This is a genomic window from Pandoraea sp. PE-S2R-1, from assembly GCF_002179865.1.
Classification (GTDB): Bacteria; Pseudomonadota; Gammaproteobacteria; order Burkholderiales; family Burkholderiaceae; genus Pandoraea.
In genome coordinates, this window is the sequence record NZ_NGUR01000016.1 from 227,681 (window position 1) to 245,226 (window position 17,546).

At 65.5% G+C, this 17,546-nt stretch carries 14 protein-coding genes; 10 read left to right on the forward strand and 4 right to left on the reverse strand.

Annotation, left to right across the window (positions count from 1 at the left end):
* Nucleotides 1-170: 170 nt before the first annotated feature.
* Complete coding sequence (locus tag CDV44_RS23755) at nucleotides 171-983, forward strand: AraC family transcriptional regulator (RefSeq protein ID WP_087691120.1); 813 nt, start codon at nucleotides 171-173, stop codon at nucleotides 981-983.
* Nucleotides 980-1,336 carry a GIY-YIG nuclease family protein gene (locus tag CDV44_RS23760; RefSeq protein ID WP_249277688.1) on the forward strand — a complete coding sequence of 119 codons (357 nt, stop codon included), beginning with the start codon at nucleotides 980-982 and terminating at the stop codon, nucleotides 1,334-1,336. The genes CDV44_RS23755 and CDV44_RS23760 overlap by 4 nt, the downstream gene beginning before the upstream one ends.
* Here the strand turns inward: CDV44_RS23760 and CDV44_RS23765 are convergent.
* Complete coding sequence (locus CDV44_RS23765) at nucleotides 1,308-2,660, reverse strand: serine hydrolase (protein ID WP_087691122.1); 1,353 nt, start codon at nucleotides 2,658-2,660, stop codon at nucleotides 1,308-1,310. The two genes, CDV44_RS23760 and CDV44_RS23765, sit on opposite strands and share 29 nt — an antisense overlap.
* A 526-nt stretch (nucleotides 2,661-3,186) precedes the next feature.
* Here CDV44_RS23765 and mprF point away from each other — a divergent pair.
* From mprF to CDV44_RS23780, 3 genes are all read left to right on the forward strand, one after another.
* Nucleotides 3,187-5,763 carry a bifunctional lysylphosphatidylglycerol flippase/synthetase MprF gene (gene mprF, locus CDV44_RS23770; RefSeq protein ID WP_249277693.1) on the forward strand — a complete coding sequence of 859 codons (2,577 nt, stop codon included), beginning with the start codon at nucleotides 3,187-3,189 and terminating at the stop codon, nucleotides 5,761-5,763.
* 65 nt (nucleotides 5,764-5,828) lie between these two features.
* Nucleotides 5,829-7,598, forward strand: coding sequence for a virulence factor family protein (locus CDV44_RS23775; protein ID WP_170936088.1), 1,770 nt, complete (start codon nucleotides 5,829-5,831; stop codon nucleotides 7,596-7,598).
* 213 nt (nucleotides 7,599-7,811) lie between these two features.
* Nucleotides 7,812-9,119 carry a solute carrier family 23 protein gene (locus tag CDV44_RS23780; protein WP_087691126.1) on the forward strand — a complete coding sequence of 436 codons (1,308 nt, stop codon included), beginning with the start codon at nucleotides 7,812-7,814 and terminating at the stop codon, nucleotides 9,117-9,119.
* Nucleotides 9,120-9,215: 96 nt separating this feature from the next.
* Here CDV44_RS23780 and CDV44_RS23785 read toward each other — a convergent pair whose 3' ends face one another.
* Nucleotides 9,216-10,151, reverse strand: coding sequence for a LysR substrate-binding domain-containing protein (locus tag CDV44_RS23785; protein ID WP_087691128.1), 936 nt, complete (start codon nucleotides 10,149-10,151; stop codon nucleotides 9,216-9,218).
* Nucleotides 10,152-10,479: 328 nt separating this feature from the next.
* On the opposite strand from CDV44_RS23785, the gene CDV44_RS23790 reads away from it, so the two are divergent.
* The 4 genes from CDV44_RS23790 (at nucleotide 10,480) to CDV44_RS23810 (ending at nucleotide 15,202) form a co-directional block, all read left to right on the forward strand.
* A complete protein-coding gene (locus CDV44_RS23790; RefSeq protein WP_087691130.1) occupies nucleotides 10,480-12,201 on the forward strand; it encodes a DEAD/DEAH box helicase in 1,722 nt (573 codons plus the stop codon).
* A 304-nt stretch (nucleotides 12,202-12,505) separates the two neighbouring features.
* Nucleotides 12,506-13,459, forward strand: coding sequence for a bile acid:sodium symporter family protein (locus tag CDV44_RS23800; protein WP_087691134.1), 954 nt, complete (start codon nucleotides 12,506-12,508; stop codon nucleotides 13,457-13,459).
* A 355-nt stretch (nucleotides 13,460-13,814) separates the two neighbouring features.
* Entirely contained in the window at nucleotides 13,815-14,375 is a 561-nt protein-coding gene (locus CDV44_RS23805; RefSeq protein ID WP_058376438.1) for a carbonate dehydratase, read from the forward strand.
* 65 nt (nucleotides 14,376-14,440) lie between these two features.
* A complete protein-coding gene (locus CDV44_RS23810) occupies nucleotides 14,441-15,202 on the forward strand; it encodes a peptidylprolyl isomerase (protein ID WP_087691136.1) in 762 nt (253 codons plus the stop codon).
* A 123-nt stretch (nucleotides 15,203-15,325) separates the two neighbouring features.
* Here the strand turns inward: CDV44_RS23810 and CDV44_RS23815 are convergent, their stop codons facing one another.
* Nucleotides 15,326-16,135 carry a class I SAM-dependent methyltransferase gene (locus tag CDV44_RS23815; RefSeq protein ID WP_087691137.1) on the reverse strand — a complete coding sequence of 270 codons (810 nt, stop codon included), beginning with the start codon at nucleotides 16,133-16,135 and terminating at the stop codon, nucleotides 15,326-15,328.
* Between the two features lie 173 nt (nucleotides 16,136-16,308).
* Here CDV44_RS23815 and CDV44_RS23820 point away from each other — a divergent pair, with 173 nt between their 5' ends.
* On the forward strand, nucleotides 16,309-17,136 hold the full coding sequence (locus CDV44_RS23820) for a helix-turn-helix transcriptional regulator (protein ID WP_087691139.1): 828 nt from the start codon (nucleotides 16,309-16,311) through the stop codon (nucleotides 17,134-17,136).
* Nucleotides 17,137-17,142: 6 nt separating this feature from the next.
* Here the strand turns inward: CDV44_RS23820 and crcB are convergent, their stop codons facing one another.
* Nucleotides 17,143-17,541 carry a fluoride efflux transporter CrcB gene (crcB, locus tag CDV44_RS23825; protein ID WP_087691141.1) on the reverse strand — a complete coding sequence of 133 codons (399 nt, stop codon included), beginning with the start codon at nucleotides 17,539-17,541 and terminating at the stop codon, nucleotides 17,143-17,145.
* Nucleotides 17,542-17,546: the final 5 nt, after the last annotated feature.

A 17,546-nucleotide genomic window follows, 5' to 3' on the forward strand; every position in this document is an offset into this window, starting at 1 on the left:
CTTGTCGTTTTGATGATGGGCCAGAGAATCGGTGTTGCTCGGTATTGCTAGGTATTGCTCGGTATTGCCGCCCGCGATGGCACAGTGGCTTGCGTCGGCGCGGGCATGCCGTATCCTAGCGACTCATCGGGGGCTACGTCACCCCGATCCGGACAAATACCAACGCGAATATGCCACGCCCCCCGCGCGCCTCAGCGGCGCGCCCGAACTTCTTCCCGATGCCGCGCACCGCGCCGAGCGCCGACGTGCCGGTCATCGCGCATCTGCGCACGCCGCCCGCTGACGCGCTCATCGAATCGCACCGTCACCCGTGGGGACAGTTGATCTTTCCGCTGCGTGGCGGCCTGCGCATTAACGCAGGCAACACCAGTCTGATCGCCCCGATCTTTCGCGCGGCGTGGGTGCCGGCGGAAATGCTGCATGAAGTGGCGGCACTGGGCGTCGCCGAGTTCTATGCGTTGTATCTGTGGCCCGAAGCGTCGCCGCTACCGGCTGACCGGTGCGTGGTGATCGAAGCATCGCCGCTGATGCGCGATCTGGCGGCAGCGCTGGCAGGCGATATGCCAGTGACGGATCGCCGCCATGGGTTGATCACGTCTTTACTGCTTGAAGAGTTGCGCGTCGCGCCGCCCGTCTCGCTCGATTTGCAGATGCCGACCGACCGGCGCTTGCGGCTGCTGTGCGACGCGTTGATGGAACAACCCGATGACGATCGGTCGCTGGCGCAATGGGCATCGGAAGTGGGGGCCTCGGAGCGCACACTCGCGCGCTTGTTCAGCACGGAACTCGGGACGAGTTTCGGCACGTGGCGGCAGCAGGTGAGACTGGCGCGGGCTGTCGACTGGATTGCGCGCGGCGTGCCGGTGGCAAGCGTTGCGGCACGTCTGGGTTATGCGAACCCGGCTGCGTTCTCGGCCATGTTCCGGCGCGCGTTGGGCGTGTCGCCGCGCGAATTCACGCGTGAGGGGAAGACGAAGGCATGACCGGCACACCCTCCCCCAAACCGTGGTTTCTCTATTTGCTCGAGTGCGCGGGCGGGCGCATCTACACCGGTATCACGGTAGATGTTCAGGCGCGCTACGCCGCACACGTGGCGGGTAAAGGGGCGCGCTTCACACGCGCCCACCCGCCGTCGGGCATTTTGTTGTCGATGGATTTTGCGGACCGCTCCGCAGCGTCGCGCGCGGAGTATCGGGTGAAGCAGTTGAGTGCCACGCAAAAGCGCGCGCTGATTGCGGGGACGCTCGCCGTCGACTTCGGCGTGAGCGATGCAGCGGTGCCGCCGAAGACACCGCGCCGCCGCAAAATCACGGCACCAGACGCGCCTGTCGAATGATCTTGCGCACGTCGCGCTGAATCGCGCCGAATTGCCCGCGCGGCGGAATTGGCGAGACCACCAGCGCCCAGCTATCTCCCGGCACCGTCTTTTCGACCACCGTGTAGTAGGTGGACTGCGTGCGGAAGAAGTCGGCGATGCCGTCGTGGCTGATCCGGTAACTGCGATCTCCCGAACCGGGCACGAGAAACACGCCCAGCGTGTAGAAGATGTCGCGATCCGGATTGATTGGCCCGGCCTGCTTGTCGAGCAGCATCGCGCGCAGTGTCTTCTCGGTCAGCAGACTCGGACGGCGAATGTCGAACACGCGCCACACCTTGAGCAGTGCCGAGGTCGACATCTGCCAGCCCGCGAACGGCGCCAGAAGCCGCCAGCTTTCAGGCAGCGTTGCGTCGGCAATGCCGAGCGGGCCAAAGATGTTCTTCTCGCAGAAATCTTTGTAGTCGGTGCCCGACACGGCTTCGATCACCATCCCCAGCAGCAGGTACGAGACGTTCGAATAGACGAAGTCGGTCTTGCCCGTGGAGTGACCGGCGTCGCCCGCATCGAGATAGTTGAAGAAGTCAGAGCTGCCGCCCACACGACGAATCGCCAGCCCGCTATACAACCCGTTGACGGGGTCGTTGTAGCCATTGGTCGCGAGACCGGCGCGATGCGCCAGCAGACGCCGCACGCTCAGGTCGCGAAGGCTCGGGTCGAGCGGTTTGCCGTGTTCCTTGGAATAGGCGTCGAGCAGCTCGCCCAGCTTGGCGTCGAGCGAGAGCTTGCCCTGCTGCACGAGCAGCGCGATGCCGATGGCGGTGACCGATTTCGACAGGCTGGCCACCGGCAGCATCCGCGAGGCGTCGTCGCCCGGCGTGGCCGCTTCGAGCGGCGCGCCGCCATCGGTTTCCGAGCGCAGCCAGACGTGCGACAGGTTGTAGCGCTCTTTGAGTTGCGCCACGCCCTGCGTGATGGTCGACTGCCCGATCGGCACGGCCGGTGTAATGGGCACCGAGCCACCGGTCGAGGGCAGTGCAACGACAGCGCCTGCTCCACTGGAGGCACTGTTGGCACTGCTGGCGGTTGTTGCCGCCGCTGAATTGTTCTGCGCAAGCGCATTGACTGCCGTCAGCAGGGTCGCCGCGCCAATCAGCGCGGCCGCCACCAGACCCCGGAAGGACTGGCGCGGTTTCACATCGGTCGTATCGCCAACATCGGCAACACGCGTCAAACGCGCGCCGATACGCGATACGCCGCACAACACGTCGCGCGACATGCAACGCAACGCCTCATGCGTGGTCAAACGTGCCCCTGCCGCCCGGCGGTGCCGAACGACGTACATTGTTAATTCCCCCCGCGCACGATCCGATGGACATCAACTCAACTCTCTTCGGAGTCGGAATGGTTCGGGGTGCGCACTTGCCGCTTTGCGGCGCTCTTCAATGTTGATCGAAGTCTAGAAAAACTTCGTGTAAATACCTAGCAAAAGGCCCGCATTTTACATTAAGTTGCACATATCGCCAAAAATCACCCATAGCCAAACGCAATCGCAGCCGCCCAGCCCCGAAGACTCGGGCGCGGCGGCCGACGCGTAGTCGCTATTGCACGCCGAGAACTCTCTCGTCTTGCGAGACAACCTCCGCAAATGCCCGTCTGATAAGGCTTTGCGGCTTACCGAGTCGATCTGTCAGCGCCACACCGACAAGACCTGTCACGTTTCGCGGTGTAATCTATCGGCTACTGGCTCCGACTCGCCCACAGGCCCTAGGGGCGGCGTCTGATGGCGTCGTACCGGCCGAAGGATCGACCGATACATGACTGAACCTACTCGCGCGCGCCCGAGCCGGCCCGCCGATTCTGCTGCTGTAATGGCGCTACCCGAACGATGGCGCTGGGTGCGCCAGTTGCCGTGGAGCGCCGCACGCCCTTGGCTGATCACGGCCGGGGTCGTCCTGCTCGGACTCTTCGTCTTCGACGCGCTGCATCACATGCTGCGTCACGTGCACTACGACGACGTTATCGCCGCGATTCACGACACCCCTGTGACACGGCTCGTGCTTGCCATGCTGGCAACCCTCGCGAGCTACGCGGCACTCACCGGTTACGACATCTCCGGCCTGCGGTTCGCGGGCGCGACCGTCAAGCGCTCGACGGTCATGCTCACGTCGTTCATCGCCTATGCGCTGGGGAATTCCGTCGGGCTGGGCGTGCTGACTGGCGGCACCGTGCGCATGCGCATGTATGCGGCGGCCGGCGTCGATGCTTCGAAGGTCGCGCAGGCAGTCGCCTTCAACGCGGGTGCGTTCGGTTTAGGTATGACGGTCTTCGGTTCGCTGGGGATGTTGTGGGGCGCGTCGCGCGTCTCTGCACTGGTGCCGGTGCCCGCGTGGATGTTGCAGTTGGCGGCCCTGTTGCTGCTCGCCGGGTCGGGCTGGTTCCTCGCGTTGTGCGCGCGCAAGCGCACGGTGGCGCTCTTCGGCCGCTGGGATATCCCGCTGCCGCCGCTGCGTCTCGCGTTGCGCCAACTCCTGATCTCTGCCGCCGATCTCGGCATGGCCGCTGCGGCGCTGTGGTGCCTGTTGCCCGCCGGGGTGGTGGATCTACCCACGTTTGTGGTCTTCTACGCCATCGCTATGGCGCTGGGTGTGCTCAGCCACGTCCCGGGCGGCGTGGGCGTGTTCGAGGCGGTGATTTTGCTCGCCACCAACGGACATGCGCCGGTGAGTCAGGTGGCCGGGGCACTGGTGCTCTATCGCGGCATCTACTATCTGCTGCCGCTCATGCTCGCGGCCTGCCTGCTGGCGTGGTTCGAATTCCGGCAAAGTCCGGCGGCCCCCATCGGGCGTGCGGCCGTGCGGCTCTTCCCCGGCGTATTGGCGGCGCTCACGCTCGTGGCCGGCGTCATGTTGCTGATTTCCGGCGTGACGCCCGCCACGCGCGATGCCGAAGACTTCCTGCGCCAGCACGTGCCGTTGTTTCTCGTCGAGGTTTCGCACCTGCTGGGCAGCGTGGCCGGGCTGGCGATGCTGTTTCTCGCGCGTGGCCTGCTGCATCGGCTGGACGCCGCGTGGTGGGGCTCGCTCGGCCTGACGATTGTGGCGGCAGTACTCGCGATTCCGAAAGGCATCGCGTTGTCGGAGTGCTTCGTGCTGGCCGTGCTGGCGACGTTGCTGCTGGTCTCGCGCAAACAGTTCGACCGGCGCTCGTCGCTCTTCACGCAGACGTTCGAACCGGGCTGGATCATCGCGGTGCTCTCGGTACTCGGCGCGTGTACATGGCTGATGTTCATGTCGTACCGGCGCGTGGGTTACGCGAATCAACTCTGGTGGCAATTCACGTTCGATGGCGATGCGCCGCGCTCGATGCGGGCGCTGATGGTGGTCGCCGTCATCGGACTGGGCCTGTCGCTGTGGCAATTGCTGCGTCAGTCGGCCGGGGCGATGGTGCCTGCGAGTGAAGAAGAGTTGGCGCGTGCGAGGGCGGTGATTCAGAAGCAGCCGGCCGCCGACGCCTGCCTCGCGCTCATGGGCGACAAGAGCTTCCTGTTCTCGCCGTCGGGCAACGCTTTCATCATGTATGCGAAGCATCGGCGCTCGTGGGTGTCGCTCGCCGACCCGGTGGGAGACCAGAAGGAATGGCCGGAGCTGATCTGGCGCTTCATCGAACTGGCGGACTCGCACGGCGGGCGTGCGGCGTTTTACAAGACACGTCCGCAGGCGCTGCCGCTCTATATCGATGCGGGATTGCGTGCGTACAAGCTGGGCGAGGAGGCGTTCGTGTCGTTGCCCGAGTTCGGTCTGCAAGGCTCGCGCCGCGCGAATTTGCGACACGGCGTGGCACGCGGCGAGCGCGAAGGGCTCTCGCTGGAAATCGTTGCCCCCGCCGATGTGCCGCCACATTTGCCTGAGATGCGAGCGGTTTCCGACGCGTGGCTCGCGCGACAGCACACCCGTGAGAAGGCCTTCTCGTTGGGGGCGTTCACCGACGCCTACGTGGCACGGCAACCGGTGGCGCTCGTGCGGCGCGAAGGGCGGCTGGTCGCGTTTGCGACGTTGATGTGTCCGGACGTGCAGCGCATCGAGGCGAGCATCGACCTGATGCGTCAGGTGCCGGATGCGCCCGCCGGAACGATGGACTTTCTGTTCGCCAATCTGATGCTGCACTTCAAGGCGCAGGGCTATCAGCGCTTCGGGCTCGGCATGGCGCCGATGTCGGGCATGGTGACGCACCAGCTCGCGCCGCGTTGGCATCGCTTCGGACGAATGATGTTTGCGCACGGGGCGCGGTTCTACAACTTCCGTGGTCTGCGCAGCTTCAAGGACAAATTCGATCCGCAATGGGAGGCGCGCTATCTGATGACGCCGGGCGGACTCGCGCCGATGCTCACGCTCGCCGACGTGGCGGCGCTTGTCGGGGGCGGCTGGAAGGGGATGATTACGAAATGACGGATCGGACAGATCGAATGGACCGAAAGGATCGAACGGATTGCTCGCAACGGAAACACCGCGCAATGGCGACGGCAGGGATGAAGACGGGCGGCGGACGTGGTGTTTGGCTGGCTGCGGCATTGTTTCTGCCGCTGACCGTGAGCGCCGTGAGCGGTTTGGCAAACGCACAGACGCCGGCGCAATCGGCGCAATCGGCTCCATCGCCCCAATCGTCGCAGACAGTCACGCATGCCGATCTCGCGTCCGCCGCGTCTGCCCGCTCGGCGGAACAGGCGGCGAAGGCGCGCAACGTACTCAAGCCTGCCCCGAAGGCGGGCCCGGTCGCCGTGCCGCCATCGCTCGCCTCCAGCGTCACCGCGCCGGTCATGGCGCCCGCTGCGGCTGCGGCGGCCGGTGCTGCGGCGTCACGCGGCGCCGCCACGGAAGTCATCTCGCATGGCCGGTTCGAAAACGTGCCGGTCTTCCGGCCGGCGGGCGAGCCGAATGCCACGGTGCTGTTTCTCTCGGATGACGACGGCTGGACGCCGCGTGCCGAGCGCATGGCGCGCGCGCTCGTCGACACCGGGGCCATCGTGGCAGGCATCGACACGGCCCGGCTGATGGCGAACTTCACCAAGGATGACGGCGCGTGTGTCTTCCCGTCGGGCGATCTGGACAACTTCGGCCGCTTCCTCGAAGCCTACGAAAAGCTGCCCGGCTACACGCCGCCGATTCTTGTTGGCGATGGCGTCGGCGGGACGTTCGCTTACGCGATGCTCGCGCAGGCCAAGAGCGAAACCTTCTCCGGTGCGCTCTCGGTCGACTTCTGCCCGGTACTGCCGATGGCCAAGCCGCTGTGTCAGGGCGAGGGCGTGCATTTCGGACGCGGCATCACGCATACCGCCGGCGGCGCGCCGATGCGTCTGCTGCCGGCCCCCGCGCTGGGGGCGCCGTGGCTGGCCATGAGCGGCCCGGCGGGGAACCCGGTCGCGCGTGCGCCGCGTTGTTCGGATCGTCTCGCCCAAGGCTTTGTCGCGCGTGCCTCGAACGCCAGTTGGGTCGTGGGCGGTCTGGCGGGCAGTCTCGGCAGCCAGAGCGATGGCGCCGACGCCTCACCGGGCGGGAACACGCCGGTACTGGCCGACTGGGCCACGCAATACAAGAACGCGTTCAAGCGGCTCAATGCCCATCACGTGGCGGGGACGGTGCGCCCGCCTGCCGCCGTGGCCGACCTGCCGGTGATCGAAGTCGCCGCGACGGGCAAGCCCGCGGCCAACATGGCCGATGCGTTCGCGATTCTGCTGTCGGGCGATGGCGGCTGGGCCGGGCTGGATCGCGATGTTGCCGGGGCGCTCGCCGCGCACGGCCTGCCGGTGGTCGGCATCGACTCGCTGCGCTACTTCTGGTCGGCGCGCACACCCGCCTCGGGCGCGCTCGATATCGACCGGCTGGTGCGCTTCTATCAGACACGCTGGAACAAGAAGCGCGTGATTCTCATCGGTTATTCGCAAGGGGCAGACGTGCTGCCGTTCATGGTCAACCGCATGCCACCGGTCAGCAAGGAGCGCGTGGCGCTGCTCGTGCTGATGGGGCTGGGGCAGAAGGCCGACTTCGAATTCCGCATGACCAACTGGGTGATGTCCAGCCAGAACGGTCTGCCGATCCGCCCGGAGGTCGAACGCCTGCCCGATGGCTTGGCGATGTGCGTGTACGGTGCCGACGAGGACGACAGCAATTGCCCCGGCCTCGACCCCAAGCGTGTGCAGATCGTCAAAATGCCGGGGGGGCACCACTTCGACGGCAATTACACGCGGCTGGCCGATCTGATTCTCGAAGGCGTCGGCAAGCACTGAGCGCCCGTCACACACGGCGGCGGCATTCCGGATGCCGCCGCCTGCATTGCTGATCAGCCCACCACTCAGCCCGCTGCTCAGCTCGTCGCTTACCCCGCCGTTGTATCCCCGCCCGCGCCGCTTTTTCTCGCCTTGCCTTCCGGTCTGGCGCTCCGTACACTGCCGCCAGTTTCATTGGCCCACCTTGCGCACGACACACAGGAGAAGATCGATATGGCAGAGGGTTATTTCCCCAAATGGCAGCAACGGGACACGGCGTCCGGACGCGTCATCGCGCCCGACGAACGCCTGCCTTGGCCGCAGACCATCGCCATGGGCGTCCAGCACGTGGTCGCCATGTTCGGCTCGACCGTGCTGGCCCCGTTGCTCATGGGCTTCGATCCGAACCTCGCCATCTTCATGTCGGGCATCGGCACCTTGTTGTTCTTCGTGCTCGTCGGCGGGCGCGTGCCCAGCTACCTCGGGTCGAGCTTCGCGTTCATCGGCCTCGTCATCTCGGTGACGGGCTATGCCGGCAGCGGGCCAAACCTGAATATTCCCGTCGCGCTGGGCGGCATCATCGCGTGCGGTGTGCTGTACGCCATCATCGGCCTGATCGTCATGGTGGTCGGCACTCGCTGGATCGAGGCGCTCATGCCCCCGGTGGTGACCGGTGCGGTCGTTGCCGTGATCGGCCTGAACCTCGCGCCGGTGGCGGTGAAGGGCGTCTCGGCCACCAGCTTCGACACGTGGATGGCCCTCGCGACGGTGCTGTGCGTCGGCCTCGTGGCCGTGTTTGCGCGCGGCATGGTGCAGCGGCTGCTGATTCTCGTCGGCCTGCTGCTCGCCTATGTGCTGTACGCGGTGCTCACCAACGGCATGGGTCTTGGCAAGCCGATCGACTTCTCGATCGTCGCCAATGCGGCCTGGTTCGGCCTGCCGCACTTTGCAGCGCCGGTGTTCAAGCCGGAAGCCATGGTGTTGCTGGCACCTATCGCCATCATTCTGGTCGCGGAAAACCTCGGTCACATCAAGGCCGTGAGCGCCATGACCGGTCAGAATCTGGACCGCTACATGGGCCGCGCCTTCCTCGGCGACGGTCTGGCGACGATCGTGTCGGGCAGCGTCGGCGGCACCGGGGTGACGACTTACGCCGAAAACATCGGCGTGATGGCGGTCACGAAGATCTACTCGACGGTGGTGTTTGCCGTGGCGGCGGTGATCGCGCTCGTGCTGGGCTTCTCGCCGAAGTTCGGCGCGGTGATCCAGACGATTCCGGGCCCGGTGCTCGGTGGCGTGTCGATCGTGGTGTTCGGCCTGATTACGGTGGCCGGTGCGCGCATCTGGGTGCAGAACAAGGTGGATTTCTCGGATAACCGCAACCTGATCGTGGCCGCAGTCACGCTGGTGCTCGGCGCCGGTGACTTCACGCTGAAGTTCGGCAACTTCTCGCTGGGCGGCATCGGTTGCGCGACGTTCGGCGCCATCATCCTGTACGCGCTGCTGCGCGGACGCGGTGTTTCGACGCCGGCAGCGATGTAAGCAGGCTTGGCAGGAAAGGCGCCGGGCGAGCCTTCTCCCGGCGTCAGACGAGCATTACACAAGCATCAAACGAGCATCAAACGAGCGGCACGGCAATTACGTCGTGCCGTTTTTGTTTGTGTCGTCGGTCGTGTCAGCCGAATGGGCGGCAGGCCCTTGCAGCCGGTCGAGCAACTGGCGGGCGTAGACGGGCAGGGCGTCGCGCTCGCGCACACACAGCACCAGCGTGCGCAGCGCCCACGCATCTGACAGCGGCACCATGCCGATGCCCAGCGTTGCCGCCGAGCGCCGGGCGGCGCTGAGCGGCACGATACCGAGCGCGGCACCCGCTGCGACGGCCCGGCACAAGCTGTCGAAGTCGCGCAGCCGCAGCCGGTAGCGCAACGGCCGCCCGGCACGCTTCGCGTGGCCGTCGAGATGCTCGGCCAAGGCGCTCTGCTCGGGTAGGCCGATGAATTCGGCGTCGAGAATGTCGATGAGGGCGACGTCGTCGCGTTGCGTCAGCGCATGGCCCGGTGGCGTGACGACCACCAGCCGGTCTTGCCGGAACGGCACGGTTTCAAGCCCGGTCAGCTCGATCCAGTCGGAGACGACGCCGATATCCGCCGCACCTTCCAGCACGGCCTGCACGACAGCGGGGCTGGTCTGTTCACGCAGGGCAATTTCGACATTCGGATGCTCCGCGAGGAACGCGCCCAGCAGATCCGGCAGAAATTCGGACATGGCGACCGTGTTCGACGCAATGCGCACGTTGCCCTTGAGGCCCGCCGCGTATTCGCCGAGTTCGCCGCGCATCTGCTCGATCTGGGCCAGCACCCGGCGGGCGTGGGCGAGCAGGGCGCGCCCGGCCGGCGTGGGGATGACACCCTGACGGTGGCGCATGAACAGGGCGACCCCCAGTGTGTCTTCCAGCCCGCGAATGCGGGCGCTGGCGGAGGCGAGGGTCAGATGGGCGCGCTCGGCCCCGCCGGTAATGCTGCCGGCCTCGGCCACCAGCAGGCACAGGCGCAGGTCGGTCAGATCGAATCGCACGGAAAATGCCACCTGGGCGTCGGGAGAATGGCGTCAGTGTAGCGGCTAGGCCCGCGCTCGCGATAGCGCCGTGGGATGTCACCTGACTCGCGCAGGGGGCGCGTGGTAAACTACGCCCTTTCAAGACACGGCCGTACCCGCGACGGCCTCGCCCGCCAAGCCGCTAGACACATATAGTCAGCCGGCGGGTCGTCTTGCCGGCGTCTTCAGACGCGTCGCCCAAAATGAGCGCGACGTGCGTCGCACGCCCGACGCGGGCTTTCCATCAAGAACAATCAATCGATACGCGCGGGGACACACATCGTGGAGTCCGCGCATTGGTCTTTATATGTCTTTTGAAACGCTCGGCCTATCGGCCGACATCCTGCGTGCAGTCAGCGATCTCGGCTACACACAACCGACCCCGATTCAACAACAAGCGATTCCGGCTGTCCTGCAAGGCGGCGATCTTCTCGCCGGTGCCCAAACCGGTACCGGCAAGACGGCAGGCTTCACGCTGCCGATCCTGCAAATGCTCTCGTCGCGTGCAGCCCCCGCTGCCGCTAACGGCAAACGCCGCGTGCGCGCTCTCGTGCTTACGCCCACGCGTGAGCTGGCCGCGCAAGTCGAAGAGAGCGTCACGCAATACGGCAAGTACCTGCCCCTCACGTCGATGACCGTCTTCGGCGGCGTGTCGATGGTGCCGCAGGTGCGCCAACTGGCGCGCGGTGTCGATATTCTCGTCGCCACGCCGGGCCGTCTGCTCGACCACATGCAGCAGAAGACCGTCGACCTGTCGGCCGTGGAAATCCTCGTACTCGACGAGGCAGACCGCATGCTCGACATGGGCTTCATTCGCGACATCCGCCGCGTGCTGGCCGTGCTGCCGGCAAAGCGTCAGAACCTGTTGTTCTCGGCCACGTTCTCGGACGAAATCAAGCAACTGGCCGATGGCCTGCTGAAGTCGCCCGCCCTGATCGAAGTCGCTCGCCGCAACACCACGGCCGAGACGGTTGCGCAGAAGATTCACCCGGTCGACCGTGACCGCAAGCGCGAACTGCTCGAACACCTGGTGCGCGAGAACAACTGGTTTCAGGTGCTCGTCTTCACGCGTACCAAGCACGGTGCCAATCGTCTGGCCGAACAGCTGACGAAGGGCGGTGTGCCGGCCCTCGCGATTCACGGCAACAAGAGTCAGGGTGCCCGCACCCGCGCGCTGGCCGAGTTCAAGAGCGGCACGCTGCAAGTGCTGGTGGCGACCGATATCGCCGCACGCGGTATCGATATCGATCAACTGCCGCACGTGGTGAACTTCGATCTGCCGGAAGTGGCGGAAGACTACGTGCACCGTATCGGCCGTACGGGCCGTGCCGGTGCGCAGGGCGAAGCCGTGTCGCTGGTGTGCGTGGACGAGCATCAACTGCTCACCGCCATCGAGCGCCTCATCAAGCGCCAGATCGACACGGAAGTGGTGCCGGGCTTCGAGCCGGACCCGACCGCCGTTGCCCAGCCGATTCGCAAGAATCAATCGGGTGGCCGTGGTGCGCCGGGTGGCGGTGGTGGCGGCGGGCGTGGTCGCGGCGATGGCCAGCAGGCCCGTGCGCCGCGTGAAGCGCGCGAGCCCCGTGAAGGTGGCCGCGACGGCCGCGCCCCGCGTCAGGGTGATGCCGGCAAGCCGCGTCACGCGGCCGACGGTGGCGGCCAACGCAATGGCGAGCGCAACGCACCGGCACCGCGCACGAGCGGCGCGGCAACCGGTGGCCGCAACGGCGGTGGGAACGGTAACGGTGGCGGCTTCGGCGGCAATCAATCGCAACCGGGCAAGCGCGCAGGTGGTGGCGGTAACGGTGGTAGCGGCGGTGTCGGCGGCGGCAAGCGTGTCGAAGGGCAACGCGCCCCGGCGCGTGCCACGCAAGGTGCAGCGCATCAAGGGCAAAATCGCGACGGGCAGAATGCGTCGCGCGGGCAGGGCGGCGGTGAGCGCAGCGATTTCGCGCAGCGCGGGCCGCGCCCGGCACGCCGTGATGGCGTCGGTGCTGCCCTGTTGATGGGCAAACCGAAACGCGATTAAACGTCGCCAGCGCTTGCCACGGGCCTGATGATGCATTCGCGGTTCAACACTCCAGTGAGTTTGAACCGCGTCTTGCTCATCAGGCCCGTTTTCATTGGGCCTCGAAGTATCGTGCCGCGCGCGTGCCCGACGCGCACGCCGAACCCGTTCGGGGAGTCCCCGAGAAGTGGCTGGCGCAAATTAAGTAAAATATTAACCTTTTGCGCCCGGCGGCCCGGGTGTGGCAGGTGCGATGACCTCTCAGGGAACGAGGGCGCATGGACTCGCCAGTTCGCGCGCCGCATTTCCGTTCTCCGAGGATCTCATGATCGCCCGTGTCACCCGCTTGTTCCCGTTGTGGGCCCTGCTGCTCTCCGTTGCCGCTTACTTTTCGCCGGCCAGCTTCTCCGGCGTCACGCCGCACGTCACCGCGCTGCTGACCGTCGTGATGTTCGCGATGGGCGTCACGCTCACGTTCGACGACTTCAAACGTGTCTTTACACGTCCCGCCCCGATCGTCGCAGGCGTGGTGCTGCATTACCTCGTGATGCCGCTAGCCGCCTGGGTGATCGCGCGCGTACTGCATATGCCGCCCGATCTGACCGCCGGCATGGTACTCGTGGGCAGCGTGGCGAGTGGTACTGCGTCGAACGTCATGATTTATCTCGCGCGGGGCGACGTGGCGCTGTCGGTCACCATCAGCGCCATGTCCACCTTGGTGGGCGTGTTCGCCACGCCGCTGCTCACGCGCCTGTATGTGGACGCGTCGATCTCGGTGGACGTGGAAGGCATGCTGCTCTCGATTCTGCAAATCGTCGCGCTGCCGATTGGCGCGGGGCTGCTCATCAACCGCTTCTTCAACCGTGCCGTGCGTGCGGTGGAGAGCTATCTGCCGCTGGTCTCGATGGTCGCGATCGTGCTGATCATCGGTGCGGTGGTGGGCGCCAATCAGGGCAACATTGCCACGGTGGGTCCGTTGGTGATGCTCGGCGTTGTGCTGCACAACAGTCTGGGCCTGCTTGGCGGCTACTGGGGCGGACGTCTGCTCGGCTTCGACGAATCGATCTGCCGCACGCTCGCGATCGAAGTGGGCATGCAGAATTCGGGGCTCGCGGCCACGCTCGGCAAGCTGTATTTCACGCCGCTGGCGGCGCTGCCGGGGGCCTTGTTCTCGGTCTGGCACAACCTGTCCGGTTCGCTGCTTGCCGGCTACTGGCGCGGCCGCCCGACGGGCACCGCCAACGATGCGCAAGCCGCACCGACGCGCGCTGCACATTAAGTCGCACAGGAAGCTGCTGGCCAGATAGTTCGCCAGGCGGTTCACTACTTCGGTCATCGCGTAGCGAACCGCGTTTTTCTCGTGCTACACACGCTTGTGTGCGGCGCGCAACGGCTGCCCGCACCGTCATCGCGGGCATTTGCCTTTCTGTCTCTCATCGCCTACAACAACGTTATACCGTTCGCGGCGGTGAGAGAATCTGTACCACGGCGCCTGTCCGTGTTCCCTTTCCCCCGCTTGCCCACAGGGCGTATTCCGACGAGGCCGTTTCAGGCAGCGATGCATCGCGCACGTACGCGACGCGGCTGTCCGCAGGGCCCGGGCTTACGAGCGAGCGGTCTGGAGTCATTCATCAATGTTGCGAAAGAATCCGAGCGGGGATTTCCCCGTCGTGCATGAAACCTCGTTCATCGATCCGACGGCCATTTTGTGCGGCAAGATCATCGTCGGCGAGAACGTCTTCATCGGACCCTACGCCGTATTGCGTGCCGATGAAGTCGACGAGGGCGGCAAGATGGAGCCGATCGTAATCGGCGCCAATTCCAATATTCAGGACGGGGTCGTGATCCATTCGAAAGACGGCGCACGCGTGACCATTGGCGAGAACACTTCGATTGCCCATCGCTCTATCGTGCATGGCCCGTGTGTGATCGGTAACAACGTATTCATCGGTTTCAACTCGGTGTTGTTCAACTGCGTCGTGCACGACGGCGTGGTGGTGCGACACAACAGCGTGGTCGACGGGCGCGATATTCCCGAGAACTTCTACATTCCCTCGACCACACACATCAGCCGCGAGACCGATCTCGCGACCATTCCGAAAGTCACTGTCGACGCGCGCGAGTTCTCCGAATCGGTGAGCCGCACGAACGTGCAACTGGCACGCGCTTATCGTCGTATTCAGAACGAGTTCTGAGCACGAACGTGAGTGTGCGTCATTGCGGGTGAGCGCCGGCCTCTGAGCATTTGCAGGAGTTCGTCATGTCTTTGAGCGTCAACGGGATTGTCATCGACGCACGCCGCGTCGCCGATGAGATCGATCAGCATCGTGACGCGGCCGACCCGGAAACGGCGGCCCAGCACGCCCTCGTGAGTCGCGAGTTGCTGCGACAGCGCGTGCGTGACCTGCGGTTGCTCGGTGATGCTGAAATGGCCGGCGCGAGCGACGACGCGATTGTCGATGCGCTCTTCACCCGCGATGTGCATGTACGGCGCCCCACCGAAGCCGAGTGCCGCGCGTACTTTCACGAACATGCGGGGCAGTTCCGCGTGGGCGATCAGGTGCAGGCGAGTCACATTCTGTTTGCGCTGTCGGCCGGGGTGCCGCTCTCCGTCACGCTGTCGCGTGCGCAGGCGACGCTCGACCGGCTGCGTGTCGAGCCCGCTGCCTTCGAGTCGCTCGCGGCGAGCGAGTCGGATTGTCCTTCGGGGCGAAGCGGCGGCAGTCTCGGCATGCTCACGCGCGGCAGTGGCGCGCCCGAGTTCGAGCTGGTGTTGTTCTGTGGTGACCGGTTGGGCGTGCTGCCACGGCTGGTGAATACGCGTTACGGCTTTCACGTCGTGCGTATCGAGCGGCGCGTGAAAGGCCGCATGCCACCGTTTGAACGGGTGGCCGATCGCATCGCTGCGCAGTTGTATGAGAACGCCCGCACGCGCGCGCTTCGGCACTATGTGGCGCTGCTCGCCGGGGCGGCGGAAATCAGCGGTGCTAACGATGGCGACGGCGCGCGGCTGTTGCAGTAAGTCGTCGCGTGAAGTCGAAGCTATCGAAGCTATCAAAAGTATCGAAGGCAAAAAAGATGGGGCGCTCTTGCGGGAGCGCCCCATTTTCATTGGGTCATGACGAGCCGTGAGAGACGTGGCTCGTCAGCCGGCGATGAATTCCAGCGTGACGGTATCGAGCGTGAACGAGCCGTCGTCCTGAATGCGGAAGTGTCGCCGCACATCGTCGGCCATGGCCGTTTGCAGCGCGCGAATCGCGACTTGCATCGGTTCGGGCGTGCGCATGCGCGTCGTCCACGTCTTGAAGTCGAGATCGAGCGTGCGCGGCGTGAGCGATGCCACCGAGAACCCGGCATTCGCAGCCATCGTCAGCCATTCGCCCACCGCGTAGTCACGCACGTGCGACGTGTCGCGCAGCACTTCCACCGCTTGAAGATACGTGTCGAACAGCGGTTGCCCGGAGGAGGCGACGTCACAGATCACGACACGGCCACCCGGCTTCAACACGCGGCGCATTTCGCGCAACGCGGCGCCGACATCCGCCCAGTGGTGCGCACTGTATCGGCTGAAGACGAGGTCGAAGCTCGCATCGTCGAACGGCAGTGATTCGGCCGCCCCGAGCTGCGTTTCGATATTCCTCAAACCGCGCTTCGCTGCTTCGCCTGCCACGACGCCGAGCATGTCGGCAGACAAGTCGTAGGCGACGACGCGGGCCGCAAACGGCGCGGTGAAGAAGCTCACGTGACCGGCGCCGCAGCCCAGATCGAGCACTTGGGCGTTCGGGTGTGCACGGGCGATGGCCGCGAGTTGTTCGAGGTCGGCACCCTGCGCGTGGTTGGCGCTCGTCAGATACGCCGATGCCTGCGGGCCGAACTGGCCGGTGACGACCGCGTTGTGGGCGTCGTGCGCTGCGGGGGGCGCTGACGAGGAAGTGGGGCGATTAGCGTCGCTCACGGGGCGTCTCCTTCGAATGGACAGTCGTCATGTTTGTGGGCTCGGGGCAGGGCATCTCGATGACGGGGAGGCCCTGTATTCGTGCTTGCGCAACCTCGATGTGACTCACGATAATGGTTCGTCGATACCGGTACAAGTTGTCCATTTATCCTGGTATGAAAACTACCCCTATCATGACCTCACCCGACGCCACGACCCAGCGGCATGCCGCCGACGACGCCCGGGGTGCTGCCAGCCAGCGCCGCGCACTGGGCGACTTTCTGCGCGCGCATCGCGAGCGCCTCACCCCGGCCGCCGTCGGTTTGCCGCCGATCGGCCGCCGCCGCACACCGGGATTGCGCCGCGAAGAAGTGGCGCAGTTGTCGGGATTGTCCGCCACTTGGTACACGTGGATCGAGCAGGCACGCGAGGTATCGATTTCGGTGGGGGCGTTGTCGGCGGTGGCGAGTGCGTTGCGACTCTCGCGCGCAGAGCGTTCGTACCTGTTCGATCTTGCAGGAAAACGCGATCCCGAGCGGGGTGCCGAGCCGCTGCCGCACCACGCGGCGGCACAAGTGCAAGCCGCCGTCGCTGCCGTGGCGGCACCCGCGTACGCGCTGGATCGCTGCTGGGATGTGCTGGCGTGGAACGACGCGGCGACCGACATCTTCCGTGGCTGGCTCGACGCACCGGGGCCGAAGAATCTGCTGCGCTACATCTTTCTCGATGTCGGCGCGCAGACCCTGATTCAGGACTGGCCGAGCCGCGCGCGGCGCGTAGTGGCCGAGTTTCGCGCCGAGTGCAGTGCGTATCTGGACGATCTGCCGGTGCGCGCGCTGACCGACGCGTTGCAGCGCGAAAGTGCCGTGTTTGCGGCGCTTTGGTCGCAGCAGGATGTGGTGGAGCGTGAAGGCGGCCGCCGTGGCTTTCATCATCCGACGCGCGGCGAGATCGACTTTGCGCAGGTGACGTTCCGGCTCTCCGGTCACGATGACGTGAAGCTGGTGATGTTGCTGGCGTAGGGGAAGTTACGCCGCCGGCCGCATCCACTGCACGAGGTACGTCGCACTCGCCATGCCGAGCAGCGTCATCAGGAGCGAGCCCGCCACGTGGGCGACGACCGTCATCGATGCCCAGCCGAGTTGTCCGTCGCGCAGCAGCGTCGTGACTTCCGCCGAGAAGGTCGAGAACGTGGTGAGACCACCGAGAAAGCCGGTGACGATCAGCAGCCGCCATTCGGCGGGGATCGACGGAAACTGACTGAACAGCGCGACCGCAACACCGATCAGGTAGCCGCCGCCAAGATTGGCGGCGAGCGTGCCGAGCGGGAGCGTCGGCAGAATGGCGTTGAACTGTACGCTCAACGCCCAGCGCAGCAGCGCCCCGAACGCGGCGCCCACGCTGATGGCAACGACCGAAGCAAACATAGGTT

Excerpts from the sequence above, each read along its gene's own strand:
- CDV44_RS23790 (WP_087691130.1), top strand. The coding sequence starts at position 10,480 with ATGTCTTTTGAAACGCTCGGCCTATCGGCCGACATCCTGCGTGCAGTC.
- CDV44_RS23775 (WP_170936088.1), top strand. The coding sequence starts at position 5,829 with ATGGCGACGGCAGGGATGAAGACGGGCGGCGGACGTGGTGTTTGGCTG.
- CDV44_RS23805 (WP_058376438.1), top strand. The coding sequence starts at position 13,815 with ATGTTGCGAAAGAATCCGAGCGGGGATTTCCCCGTCGTGCATGAAACC.
- CDV44_RS23780 (WP_087691126.1), top strand. The coding sequence starts at position 7,812 with ATGGCAGAGGGTTATTTCCCCAAATGGCAGCAACGGGACACGGCGTCC.
- CDV44_RS23765 (WP_087691122.1), bottom strand. The coding sequence starts at position 2,660 with ATGTACGTCGTTCGGCACCGCCGGGCGGCAGGGGCACGTTTGACCACG.
- CDV44_RS23800 (WP_087691134.1), top strand. The coding sequence starts at position 12,506 with ATGATCGCCCGTGTCACCCGCTTGTTCCCGTTGTGGGCCCTGCTGCTC.
- CDV44_RS23760 (WP_249277688.1), top strand. The coding sequence starts at position 980 with ATGACCGGCACACCCTCCCCCAAACCGTGGTTTCTCTATTTGCTCGAG.
- mprF (WP_249277693.1), top strand. The coding sequence starts at position 3,187 with ATGGCGCTACCCGAACGATGGCGCTGGGTGCGCCAGTTGCCGTGGAGC.
- crcB (WP_087691141.1), bottom strand. The coding sequence starts at position 17,541 with ATGTTTGCTTCGGTCGTTGCCATCAGCGTGGGCGCCGCGTTCGGGGCG.
- CDV44_RS23820 (WP_087691139.1), top strand. The coding sequence starts at position 16,309 with ATGACCTCACCCGACGCCACGACCCAGCGGCATGCCGCCGACGACGCC.
- CDV44_RS23810 (WP_087691136.1), top strand. The coding sequence starts at position 14,441 with ATGTCTTTGAGCGTCAACGGGATTGTCATCGACGCACGCCGCGTCGCC.
- CDV44_RS23755 (WP_087691120.1), top strand. The coding sequence starts at position 171 with ATGCCACGCCCCCCGCGCGCCTCAGCGGCGCGCCCGAACTTCTTCCCG.